Genomic DNA, 11,631 nt, shown 5'->3' with positions numbered 1-11,631 from the left:
CATTAGCGCAACGGAGCGCGGAGATCACGCAGCAATTCCCCCTCATGTTCGGATAGAGTTTCGCCAAGAAAGGGGGAAATCACCGTCAACCCGGCGATGCGATCGTCCCTATTTGATGATCGGGCTTGGCGGCGGCTGGTCCGTCACCTCGCGCAACCATTCCCGCCAGATCGCCACCAAAAGCGCCATCAGCACCGGCCCGACGAAGAGCCCGAGGAAACCCATGGTCTTGACGCCACCGACGAGGCCGAAAAAGGTCGGCAGGAAGGGGAGGCTGATCGGGCCGCCGACGAGCCTCGGGCGCAGGGTCTTGTCGACGATGAACAGCTCGATGGTTCCCCAGGCAAACAGGGCGACGGCGGCAACTGGCGAGCCGCTGGAGAAAAGATAAACCGACACCAGGGTGAAACAGAGCGGCGCGCCGCCGGGGACCAGCGCCATGATGCCGGTGATGATACCAAGCGTCACCGGAGACGGAACGCCCGCCATCCAATAGGCGACGCCGAGCACGATGCCTTCGCCGATGGCGATGACGCCCATGCCGGTGACGGTCGAACTGATGGTCAGCGGCACGATGCGCGAGACGCGCTCCCACCGCATCGGCAGGATACGTTCGCCGAGACGGTCAAGCTGGGCAACCAGTTTCTCACCGTCGCGATAGACGAAAAACAGCGTGATGAGCATGAAAAGCAGCGTCAGGAACGATTGGAAGGCGGAAGCGCCGACGACGAGCACACCGCGGTAGATGTTGCCGATATTCGAACCGCTGACGAGCTGCACCAATTCGCCGATCGCGCCGGGATGGCCGACATATTTCGCCCATTGAGCGCCAAGCCAGACGCCGAGGCCGGGAATCTGCGTCAGCCACACCGGCACAGGCGCGCCGAATTTGTTGGTCGCGATGGTCCAGGCCACCCAGTCGCGAACTTCATCGACGGCATAGACGGCGGCGAGCGAGATCGGTGCAACGATGAAGGAAATCACGGCAATGATGGCAATGGTCGCTCCAAGCGTCCGGTTGCCGCCGATCGCGGCCAGGAGCCTGCGGTATATCGGCCAGCTGGCAAAACCGATGACAAGTGCTGCGAGCACCGGCACCAGAAAACCATGGAAGAAATAGACGCCAGCGAGCAGCACGAAGACCAGCAGCCAGCGCGCGGCCGCTATCGGCCCGACAAGCGCCGAGCGTTCATGGGCCGGGCGGCCGAAAAGACGCGGCTCAGAGGGCGGTTCGTTCCGTTCGCGATTGCTCAACTGCAAAAAGCATTCCTCCACATGTCGTCAAGATGACAGCAAAACTCGCGGCTTGCCACATGTTTCCGCATGTTTCCGGCGGGCCTGAAAACACGCGCCATAGGCAAGTATGAGCGCATGGTCAACACAAGTGGATGACAATCGAATTTCAGCCGGGGAAACGACCGCGGAAACACTCGAAATTGCAGCGTTTCATTACCGAAGGACGACCTTTGCCGCTTTCGACCGATCGAGGAAGACGGCCCACACGAAGATGCCGATGCCGGCGACCGACATCATGGCGCCGACCAGGCCGGTCGAAGTCCAGCCATATCCAGCCGCGATCGACAGGCCGCCGAGCCAGGCGCCGAGGGCATTGGCGAGGTTGAAAGCGGAATGACTGAGTGCTGCAGCCAGTGTCTGAGCCTCGCCCGCCACATCCATCAGCCGCGTCTGGATGCCCGGAACGACGGCAAAGCCGCCGCCGATCAACAGCACGTTGACGATAGCCATCCAGGGCGTCGTCATGGTGAAGTAGAACAGCACGTAAGCGACGAGGTTGAAAACGAGCGCGATGCCGATGGCGGGCAGCAGCGACCAATCGGCAAGGCGCGAGCCGACGATGTTGCCGAGAATCATGCCGGCGCCGAAGACCGAGAGCATGATCGGGACGCTGCCAAGCGAAACGCCTGCCACTTCCGTCAGCGCCGGCGTGATATAGCTGAAAACCGCGAACATGCCGCCGCAACCGATGGCGCAGATGCCGAGCGTCAGCCAGACCTGGGTTTTGCCAAGTGCGCCAAGCTCCTTCAGTGGCGTCGCCGCGGGATTGGCGCGGTCCTTCGGCACGGAAAACCATGTGAGGACAACGGTGAGCACGCTGATAGCACCGACGATGGCAAAGGCAGCGCGCCAGCCGAGCGCCTGGCCGAACCAGGCGGCAAGCGGCGTTCCGACAAGGGTGGCGACGGTCAGCCCCATCATGACGCGGCCGATGGCGCGGGCTCGCTGATGCGGCGCCACCATGCCGGCGGCGACGAGGGCGGCAACCCCGAAATAGGCGCCGTGCGGCAGGCCGGCGAGGAAGCGGGCCGCGACGAGCAGGCCAAAACTGCCAGCGACGGCACTGGCAAGGTTGCCGAGTGCAAACAGGGCCATCAAGGCGATGAGGACATTGTGCCTGGAAAACCGCGCAGCCAGGACGGCGATCAGGGGCGCGCCGACCACGACGCCGATCGCATAGGCGCTGATCACGTGCCCCGCATAGGGGACTGAAACGGAAAGATCGTCCGCGACCTGCGGCAGAAGGCCCATGATGGCAAATTCACCTGTGCCGATGCCGAAACCGCCGACCGCCAGCGCAAGTTCGGCATTGGAAATGCCGCCCCAACGGGCAACCGGAATGGAAGAGAGAGCGTCATCTGACATGGATGGGCCTGTCCGGAGCCATGCGGCCCCAAAGGATTTGGTTCTTGAAATGGAAAGCCAAGGCGTGAAATCGGGAGAGAAGCCTCGACTTATTGCAACGCAATATACTTTTTCGCACCTGCTCGCAAAACATTGCTGCAAGGCACATGCCGCGAAATCTGGCCATGCGTCGCCAAACAGCCGGCGAGATATTGACGTTTACGTTAAGGTTATATAATCCGGAATGTACTTGATGAGGCGAAATAAAAGCTTCATCCTCATCAAGGCGGGCGATCTGGAGGGATCGTTCGCTCCTGCGCAACGGAAGCCGGAGATATTTTCGGACAGGGTTGTGCACGGAAAAAAGAGAGACGGCGCGCGGCCGTCTTGCAGCGCGGCGGCAGTTGCATCAGGGAGAGAGACCATGCCGGACACATTGATTCAGACGCCCGGACCCCAAGCCGCCAAGCCCTGGCTGCAGTCCTATCCGCCGGGCATGCCCGCGGAAATCTCGCCTTCGCCCTATAACTCCATCGGCGAACTCTTCGCACAATCCTGCGTGACATACGCCGCGCGCCCTGCGTTCACCTGCATGGGCAAGACGCTGACCTTCGCCGAACTCGACGCCGAGAGCCGGAAGATCGGTGCCTGGCTGCAATCCACCGGCCTGGCCAAGGGCGACCGCGTTGCCGTGATGATGCCGAACATCCTGCAGAACCCGGTGATCGTCTACGGTATCCTGCGCGCCGGCTTTGCCGTCGTGAACGTCAATCCGCTCTATACGCCGCGCGAGCTCGAACACCAGCTGAAGGATTCGGGCGCCAAGGCGATCTTCGTGCTGGAAAACTTTGCCCATACCGTCGAGCAGGTGGCCGTGCGCACCGACCTCAAGCACATCGTCGTCGCCACCATGGGCGATCTTCTCGGCCTCAAGGGCCTGATCGTCAACATCGTCGTGCGCAAGGTCAAGAAGCTGGTGCCTGCCTGGTCGCTGCCCGGCCATCTGTCCTTCAAGGCTGTTTTGGCTAAGGGCGCGGGCGCGCCCCTGAACAAGGTCGATGTCAAGCCGGGCGATGTTGCCTTCCTGCAATATACCGGCGGCACGACCGGTGTCTCCAAGGGGGCGACGCTCACCCACTCCAATCTTCTTGCCAACATGGCCCAGATGGGTCTCTGGCTGGAAACGGCCTTCCTCAACAAGAAGCGGCCGGATCATCTGGTGTTCCTCTGCGCGTTGCCGCTCTACCATATCTTCGCGCTGACCGTGAATTCGCTGATGGGCCTCAGCACCGGCGGACAGAACATCCTGATCCCCAATCCGCGCGACATCCCGGCCTTCGTCAAGGAACTGGCGAAGTACAAGGTGAATATCTTCCCGGGCCTGAATACGCTGTTCAATGCGCTGATGAACAATGCCGAATTCCAGAAACTCGATTTTTCCGATCTGGCGCTGACCTTCGGCGGCGGCATGGCCGTGCAGCGGCCTGTTGCCGAGCGCTGGGAGACGATGACCGGCTGCCCGATCAAGGAAGGCTATGGCCTGTCGGAGACATCGCCGGTCGCCACGGCCAACCGGCTGGACGGCACCGAATTCACCGGAACCATCGGCCTGCCCCTGCCCTCGACCGAGGTCGAAATCCGCGACGAGGCCGGCAATACGCTGCCGCTCGGCGATATCGGCGAAATCTGTATCCGCGGCCCGCAGGTCATGGCCGGCTACTGGCAGCGGCCGGATGAAACCGCCAAGGCCATCTCGTCGGACGGCTTCTTCCGGTCCGGCGATATCGGCTTCATGAATGCGCAAGGCCTGGTCAAGATCGTCGACCGCAAGAAGGACATGATCCTCGTCTCCGGCTTCAATGTCTTCCCCAACGAGATCGAGGAAGTGGCGATGACCCTTGCCGGCATTCTCGAATGCGCCGCCATCGGTGTGCCCGATCAACACTCCGGCGAGGCGGTGAAGCTTTTCGTCGTCAAGAGGGATCCCGATCTCACCGAAGCAGCCGTCAAGGCGCATTGCGCGGCCAACTTGACAAACTACAAGCGGCCGAAATTCGTGGAGTTCAGAACCGAACTGCCGAAGTCGAATGTCGGCAAGATCCTGCGCAAGGACCTGCGCGGCTGAGGGCATTTAAATCCATTTAAAAAGCGCAGGCTTTTTTGCCGTTTGCGACAGGACAGGCTTGATTTGCGGGGGCCAAAGCGACTAGCTATCGCGACCCATCCGCGACGCAAGGAGCCCTCGCCATGAACGCGCCCGCCACCACCGCGCTTGTCAGCCAACTGAAATCCACCGTCACCGACACCAAAGCGACCGATATCCGGGCCGCCTTCGCCGGCGATCCCAAGCGCTTCTCCAAATACAGCGTGACGCTCGACGACATGCTGTTCGACTATTCGAAATGCGCCGTCAACGACAGGGTGCTGGACGGTCTGGAGGCACTCGCAAAGGCTGCAAAGGTCGCGGAAAAGCGCAATGCGATGTTTGCCGGCGAGACCATCAACATCACCGAAGGCCGCGCCGTTCTGCACACGGCGCTGCGCAACCGCTCCAACACGCCGGTCATCGTCGACGGCCGCGACGTGATGCCGGATGTCAACGCGGTGCTCGACGCCATGGGCGTCTTTTCCGACGGCATCCGCTCGGGCGCGCTGAAGGGCGCGACGGGCAAGAAGATCACCGACGTCGTCAACATCGGCATCGGCGGCTCCGACCTCGGCCCGGTCATGGCGACGCTGGCCTTGGCGCCCGATCATGACGGTCCGCGCCTGCATTTCGTTTCCAACATCGATGGCGCCCATATCGCCGACACGCTGAAGCTTCTCGATGCCGAGACCTCGCTGTTCATCGTCGCCTCGAAGACCTTCACCACCATCGAGACGATGACCAATGCGGCGACGGCCCGCGCCTTCATCGCCGAGAAGCTCGGCGAAAAGGCGGTCGCCAACCATTTCTGCGCGGTCTCCACCGCCCTCGACAAGGTCGCCGCCTTCGGCATCGACAGCGACCGGATCTTCGGTTTCTGGGACTGGGTCGGTGGCCGCTATTCGATCTGGTCGGCCATCGGCCTGCCGCTGATGATCGCCATCGGCAAGGAGAAGTTCGGCGAGTTTCTCGCCGGGGCGCACGCGATCGACAACCATTTCCGCACGGCACCCGTGCGCGAAAACATCCCGATGCTGCTTGGCCTTCTGGGATTCTATCACCGCAACGTGCTCGACTACGCGACCCGCGCCATCCTGCCCTACGATCAGCGCCTGTCGCGCTTTCCGGCCTATCTGCAGCAGCTCGACATGGAATCGAACGGCAAGGGCGTGACGCTCGACGGTACGCCGGTCGAAGGCAATTCCGGCCCGGTCGTCTGGGGTGAACCCGGCACCAACGGCCAGCACGCCTTCTACCAGCTGATCCACCAGGGCACGAGCATCATCCCGGCCGAATTCCTGATCGCCGCCAATGGCCATGAAAAGGACCTGCGCCACCAGCACCAGCTCCTGATGGCCAACTGCCTGGCGCAGTCGGAGGCGCTGATGAAGGGCCGCACGCTGGAGGAAGCCAGGGCCCAGATGGCGGCCAAGGGCCAGGACGCAGCCTTCATCGACCGCATCGCGCCGCACCGCGTCTTCACCGGCAACCGCCCGTCGCTGACCTTCGTCTACGACAAGATGACCCCCTTCACCTTCGGCCGCCTGATCGCGATCTACGAACACCGCGTCTTCGTCGAGGGCGCCCTGTTCAACATCAACTCCTTCGATCAGTGGGGCGTCGAACTCGGCAAGGAACTGGCGACGGGTCTTTTGCCGGTGGTCGAGGGCAAGGAGAGTGCCGAGGGGCATGACAGCTCGACGGCTGGGCTCGTCGCGGCCTTGCTCAAGGCTGGGAAATAGCCTTCGGCACTGTCTCATCAGACATCGATGAATACAGGCTGAATACCCAATTCAGCCTGTATTCGGATACAATGCGATATTCCTGAAACTGCGTCCGCAAGCCGGAGAGATCTCCGGCGACGCAAGGGTTCGGGGCATCGGCGTGGAACACTATTTCTTCGATTTGCACTTCGCCGCTGAACGGGTCGTCGACGAAGACGGCGTCGATCATTTCGACGTGGGATCAGCCGTCTATTACGGGCAGAGAATCGCAGACAAGATCGGTCGCGACGCCGACTACAAGTCGCTGAAGGTGCATGTCCGCTCCCTGGACGGCTCCGTACTCGCGATCGTCGCAGCCTCGAGTGGACGCGCTGGCGAACAGGTGGCGCTGATCGGACGGTGACAGGTCACGCGAAACCCGATGAACTTGTCAACAGCACATTCGCGCGTCCCAGCACGTCATGCGCGAAACAGGTTTTCGCCCATGAACGTGACGAACGCCTGTATTTTCGGTGCCAGATGCCGGCTGGATGGCCATAGAATGCGAAACTCGCCGACGTCCTCTATATGATCGGCCAGAACCGGAACGAGCTTTCCCTCCGCGATCTGATCGTGGATCGTGAAGAGCGGCAGACAGGCAAGGCCAAGCCCGTGCTCTGCCATGCTGACCAGCGGCTCGAGCGTGCTTGCCATCGATGACACGGGCAGTTCCAATTTCCCCTTGCCTGGATCATGTCTCAGAGGCCAGCGTTCGAGCTTCCCGGATGATGGATATTTGTGGTGAAGACAGATATGCGCCGACAGGTCCTGCGGCTTTTCCGGAATTCCGAAGCGGGTGAAGTATTCTTTCGCTCCGACGACACGATGAGAGAATTTTCCCAAAGTCCGCATCATCAGGCGGCTGTCGGTAACGTCTCCAGTTCGAACCACGGCGTCAAAACCCTCCTCGATCACATCGACCAGGCGATCCGTGAAATCAAGGTCGATGGAAACCTCCGGGAATGAGCGCATGAATTTCGTGATCGCCGGCATGAACAGCATTCCGGCGAGCGGCAGGCTGACGCGAAGGCGTCCGCGCGGCGCAGCAAGGGTTTGCGACAGTTCCTGCTCGGCTGCTTCTATCTCGGAAAAAATCCGGCGGCAGCGCTCAAGGAACATGGTTCCCTCCGCGGTGATCGCGATGCTGCGCGTACTGCGGTGAAACAGGCGGACACCAAGCCTCTTCTCGAGACGGGCCATTGCCTTGCCGACAGCAGACGACGAGATCCCCAGAGCTTCGCCAGCTCCAACAAAACTGCGCGTTTCCGCCACCACCATGAACACATTCAAGGAACCGATGTTTTCCATGACAGGCGCTCCATTGCGGATCTCCATGTCCGCTATCAACGGAGCCATAGCCCATTTTTTCAGCCATCGTCGCGAATTAAGTTTCGTCCCGGCGGCATATTCCGCCAATCGTTTTGCAGATGGAGATAACGTGACTCATTCCCTCAAGGCCGAATTTCAACTCTCTCCCCAGCCAACCGTGTTCATCGTGAACGTCATCCATGCCCACCCCGGCAAACAGGATGAGGCATTCCAAATCATACAGGACGTCGTCCACTATGTCGCCGAACGCAAGGCAGGCTTTCTCTGGAGCAACCTGTCGAAAAGCACCGACGGCAAAACCGTCGTGAACATCGAGGCGATCCACAGCGCCGACAATGTCGACGAGTTTTTCTCGGATCCAGTCTTCGTCGAAAAATTCAAGTCTCTGGATGCCGTGTCGAAAAGCGAATTTCACATCTACGAGGTCGGAGACCTCGTGCTCCCTACCCTCAGCGCGAGCTAGCATCGGCACTGGCCGGGCGCCATCGCGCCCGGCACAGCCAATCATCTGCCTGTCATCAAATCATGATCAAAGAGCCCTCATGGCAGCCGCCAGTCGATTCGATCGTCAGCCGGTGCTCCGCCAGACATGGCAGAGCCGCGTCCAGGGGCCACTATGAAAAAGACCGTTCTTGTTGTCACCGATGCCTGGCATCCGCAGGTCAACGGTGTTGTCCGCACCCTCGATGAACTTGCCCGATCGGTGAAGGAACAGGGGATCGCCATTGATTTCCTGACGCCGGAGAGGTTCGCCACCTTTCCGCTCCCTTTCTATTCCGATATCCGGCTGGCACTTCCGACCCGGCGGCAGGTGGCAAAAGAGATCGATGCGCTGGCGCCCGACTATATCCATATCGCCACGGAAGGGCCGCTCGGCCTTGTGGCGCGCGGCATCTGTCTGCGCAGGGGGTTGCCGTTCACAACGAGCTACCACACGCGCTTTCCCGAGTTCGTCAGCGCGCGATTGCCCATTCCGGAAGACTGGAGCTACTGGTGGCTGCGCCAGTTTCACAATTCCGGCAATGGCATGATGGTCGCGACCGCGTCGCTCGGTACGGAAATGGCGGCGCGCGGTTTTCACAACATCAAGCGATGGACACGCGGCGTCGACACGGTGCAGTTCGATCCGGCGCGCCGCCAGAATCTGCCCTTCCCCCGCCCGATTTTCCTGAACGTCGGACGGGTGGCCGTGGAAAAGAACCTTCCGGCCTTCCTCGACCTCGACCTGCCCGGCAGCAAGGTTGTCGTCGGCGATGGACCGGATCTCGCCCTGCTGCGGCAAAAATATCCGCAGGTGCATTTCCTGGGGCGGCGCATGGGAACGGAACTCGCGACGATCTATGCCTCCGCGGATGTCTTCGTCTTCCCGAGCCGTGTCGATACCTTCGGCAACGTCATTCTGGAGGCGCTGGCGAGCGGCTGTCCCGTTGCCGCCTTTCCGGTCACCGCGCCGAACGACATCCTGGGCGAGGGCGGCGGCGTCCTGTCCGGCGATCTGCGGCAGGCAGCGCTCGATGCGCTTACATTGTCGCGGGAAGAGGCGCGACAAAAGGCGCTGACCTTCAGCTGGAGCGAATGCGCGCGGCAGTTTCTCTCGAATTTGACCAGGGTTCCGAGAAGCGCTTTTGCCGGTGGTGGCCGGCCGTTGCCGTCAGCCTCGTAACGCTGCAGGGCACCCCTTCGCATCGACCGGGCCGTGTCAGCTGAATGCATGGTGAACGCCCAATTCAGCCTGTATTCCAACACAATGCCCTATCTTCCCGATTGTGGAACAAACCGGAGAAATCTCCGGCGGCGCAGGGGCTTGGGGCAGCGGCATGCAGCACTATTTCTTCGATTTGCACTGGGACGGCGAGCAGGTCGTCGATGAGGACGGAGTCGATCATTTCGATGACGGGTCGGCCGTCTATTACGGACAGAGGATCGCCGACAAGATCGGCCGCGACGCCGACTACCGGTCGCTGAAAGTGCATGTGCGCGCTCCCGACGGCTGCGTGCTGGCGATCATTGCCGCCTCAGCTGGCCGCGTTTGCGAGCAGGAGGCACTGATCGGCCGGTGAGAATGGCAGGTCAAATCCTCGAGCTGGTCATTTACTTATACGTGCAAATTATTACAAAATAACCATTGATTGCAATCCGGGCAAAAAGGCCTTATACACGGCCTGCAAACGCGCACAATTGGGAGAGAACCATGGTAGACCGCACCATTGCAGGGACTGTCAATTCAGATGGTAGCATAAAGTAATGGCAGTGAGTTCAGCGTCAGCCGAGTGAGTGAAGGACACTACCTCGTATCGTTCCGACCAGGCTTTTCCCAGATCGGTGGCGCGTCTGCCACTCAGATCTATACGAGTGATGGGGATACGCGCGACAATATCGTCTTCATAAGGATGAACACAACCGAGCTTTACCTCAAGGCAGGCGATAGTCACGGTGATGCCAAAGATCGAGAGTTCACGTTCATAGCGAGCGGCATCGGCGCCACCCCTGCCGCAGACAGACGTTGAAATGCGTTAGCGGGCCGACTTCGGCGCCTAACGCGCGCCGCAGAATATGAACCCGTACGGACCAAGGCATCCGTAAAGACAAGCAAGCGCGCGCGGGGTGAAAGCGCCCGGCAGTTTCTCTCGAATCTTGCCGGTGCTTTTGCCGGCCGCGGCCGCCGGTTGCGATCGGTGGCGTAAAACGGCGGGACGATCGTCTCGCTCTTGCTTTGCAGTCTTCCGGACCAGGACTGATTTTGCGACACCCTGTGGGTCACCCCACCCGCCACCTCGCGGCGACCTCCCCCCTCAAGGGGACGTGCGTTAAAGTCCGATCTCATGGCTCCAAGGCGGGTTTGCACCCGCGCGCGACACGGTGACGGCCGCAGCCTTGGCACCCAAGGCCAGCGCATCGCGCACGGCGCTTTCGCTTAAGGTCGCGACCTGTTCCTTGGTCAGCAGATTGTTCATCTTCAGAGAGGCCAGGATGCCCGCATCGAACGTGTCGCCGGCGCCGACCGTATCGACGACGGTGACTTTTTCACCGGGCACAGAGACCTTGCCGCGCGCCGTATAGCCGTCGGCGCCGTCAGCGCCCTTGGTGATGACGATGAGCTTCGGGCCGCGCTGCAGCCATTTGCCGACCAGCTCCTCATGCGTGCCCTCCTCGCCGAACCAATCCAGATCCTCGTCGGAAAATTTGACGATATCCGACATAGCTGCCATGCGGAACATGCGGGCCTTGTGGGCTTCGGCGTCCTTGATGAAGCCGGGGCGGATATTGGGATCGAAGGAGATCACTCGTTTTTCATGCTCGCGGGTCATCAGCGCTTCGTAAGTCGAGCCGCACGGTTCGGGGATGAGGCTGATGGCGCCGAAATGCAGCGCTTCGCAGAAATCACCAAGTGCCGGCAGGTCGTCCTTGGTGATCATGCGTCCTGCGCTGTTCTCATCGAAGAAGGCGTAGGTCGCCGAGCCGTTGACCAACTTGACGAACGCGACCGTCGTGTGGAGCGAGAGGGTCGCGCACGGGGCGAAATCGACATTGCTGGATTTCAGCGTCTCGCGCAGCATATCGCCGAACATGTCGTCGGAAAGACCGGTGAAGAAGCCGGTCGGGATACCGAGGCGGCCGAGCGCGACCGCAGTGTTGAAGATCGCGCCGCCGGAATAGGGCGCAAAAGCCACCTCGCCTGCCGTCGTCTGGCGCGGCAGCATGTCGATCAGGGCTTCTCCACAGCAGATGATCAAGACGGCATCCTCCCTTTCG

General features: G+C 61.0%; 10 protein-coding genes. 6 read left to right on the top strand and 4 right to left on the bottom strand.

Annotation, left to right across the window (positions count from 1 at the left end; all coding sequences use genetic code 11):
* Positions 1 to 108: 108 nt before the first annotated feature.
* A complete protein-coding gene (locus WI754_RS07670; protein WP_349437095.1) occupies positions 109 to 1,260 on the bottom strand; it encodes an AI-2E family transporter in 1,152 nt (383 codons plus the stop codon).
* Positions 1,261 to 1,449: 189 nt separating this feature from the next.
* Positions 1,450 to 2,661 carry an MFS transporter gene (locus WI754_RS07665; protein WP_349437094.1) on the bottom strand — a complete coding sequence of 404 codons (1,212 nt, stop codon included), beginning with the start codon at positions 2,659 to 2,661 and terminating at the stop codon, positions 1,450 to 1,452.
* Positions 2,662 to 3,064: 403 nt separating this feature from the next.
* On the opposite strand from WI754_RS07665, the gene WI754_RS07660 reads away from it, so the two are divergent.
* The 3 genes from WI754_RS07660 (at position 3,065) to WI754_RS07650 (ending at position 6,913) form a co-directional block, all read left to right on the top strand.
* Entirely contained in the window at positions 3,065 to 4,765 is a 1,701-nt protein-coding gene (locus tag WI754_RS07660) for a long-chain fatty acid--CoA ligase (RefSeq protein ID WP_349437093.1), read from the top strand.
* Between the two features lie 122 nt (positions 4,766 to 4,887).
* On the top strand, positions 4,888 to 6,528 hold the full coding sequence (gene pgi / locus WI754_RS07655) for a glucose-6-phosphate isomerase (protein WP_349437092.1): 1,641 nt from the start codon (positions 4,888 to 4,890) through the stop codon (positions 6,526 to 6,528).
* A gap of 142 nt (positions 6,529 to 6,670) precedes the next feature.
* Positions 6,671 to 6,913: a hypothetical protein gene (locus WI754_RS07650; protein ID WP_349437091.1), complete on the top strand. Its 243-nt coding sequence runs from the start codon at positions 6,671 to 6,673 to the stop codon at positions 6,911 to 6,913.
* Between the two features lie 56 nt (positions 6,914 to 6,969).
* Here WI754_RS07650 and WI754_RS07645 read toward each other — a convergent pair whose 3' ends face one another.
* Positions 6,970 to 7,857, bottom strand: a complete 888-nt coding sequence (locus WI754_RS07645; protein ID WP_349437090.1) for a LysR family transcriptional regulator — start codon at positions 7,855 to 7,857, stop codon at positions 6,970 to 6,972.
* 130 nt (positions 7,858 to 7,987) lie between these two features.
* Here WI754_RS07645 and WI754_RS07640 point away from each other — a divergent pair, with 130 nt between their 5' ends.
* The 3 genes from WI754_RS07640 to WI754_RS07630 all read left to right on the top strand — a co-directional run bounded on the left by WI754_RS07640 (position 7,988) and on the right by WI754_RS07630 (position 9,938).
* Positions 7,988 to 8,341: an antibiotic biosynthesis monooxygenase gene (locus WI754_RS07640; RefSeq protein WP_349437765.1), complete on the top strand. Its 354-nt coding sequence runs from the start codon at positions 7,988 to 7,990 to the stop codon at positions 8,339 to 8,341.
* A gap of 153 nt (positions 8,342 to 8,494) precedes the next feature.
* On the top strand, positions 8,495 to 9,541 hold the full coding sequence (locus WI754_RS07635) for a glycosyltransferase family 1 protein (RefSeq protein ID WP_349437088.1): 1,047 nt from the start codon (positions 8,495 to 8,497) through the stop codon (positions 9,539 to 9,541).
* A 154-nt stretch (positions 9,542 to 9,695) separates the two neighbouring features.
* A complete protein-coding gene (locus WI754_RS07630) occupies positions 9,696 to 9,938 on the top strand; it encodes a hypothetical protein (protein WP_349437087.1) in 243 nt (80 codons plus the stop codon).
* A gap of 747 nt (positions 9,939 to 10,685) precedes the next feature.
* Here the strand turns inward: WI754_RS07630 and WI754_RS07625 are convergent.
* Positions 10,686 to 11,612: a carbohydrate kinase gene (locus tag WI754_RS07625; protein WP_349437086.1), complete on the bottom strand. Its 927-nt coding sequence runs from the start codon at positions 11,610 to 11,612 to the stop codon at positions 10,686 to 10,688.
* Positions 11,613 to 11,631: the final 19 nt, after the last annotated feature.

Source organism: Pararhizobium sp. A13 (genome assembly GCF_040126305.1).
GTDB lineage: Bacteria > Pseudomonadota > Alphaproteobacteria > Rhizobiales > Rhizobiaceae > Pararhizobium.
The sequence above is the reverse complement of the archived record's forward strand: the minus strand, read 5'-3'. Positions and strand labels throughout refer to the sequence as shown.

Bases quoted from the DNA above. Each gene is read 5' to 3' on its own strand.
- WI754_RS07635 (WP_349437088.1), top strand. From the start codon at position 8,495: ATGAAAAAGACCGTTCTTGTTGTCACCGATGCCTGGCATCCGCAGGTC.
- WI754_RS07645 (WP_349437090.1), bottom strand. From the start codon at position 7,857: ATGGAAAACATCGGTTCCTTGAATGTGTTCATGGTGGTGGCGGAAACG.
- WI754_RS07660 (WP_349437093.1), top strand. From the start codon at position 3,065: ATGCCGGACACATTGATTCAGACGCCCGGACCCCAAGCCGCCAAGCCC.
- WI754_RS07630 (WP_349437087.1), top strand. From the start codon at position 9,696: ATGCAGCACTATTTCTTCGATTTGCACTGGGACGGCGAGCAGGTCGTC.
- pgi (WP_349437092.1), top strand. From the start codon at position 4,888: ATGAACGCGCCCGCCACCACCGCGCTTGTCAGCCAACTGAAATCCACC.
- WI754_RS07665 (WP_349437094.1), bottom strand. From the start codon at position 2,661: ATGTCAGATGACGCTCTCTCTTCCATTCCGGTTGCCCGTTGGGGCGGC.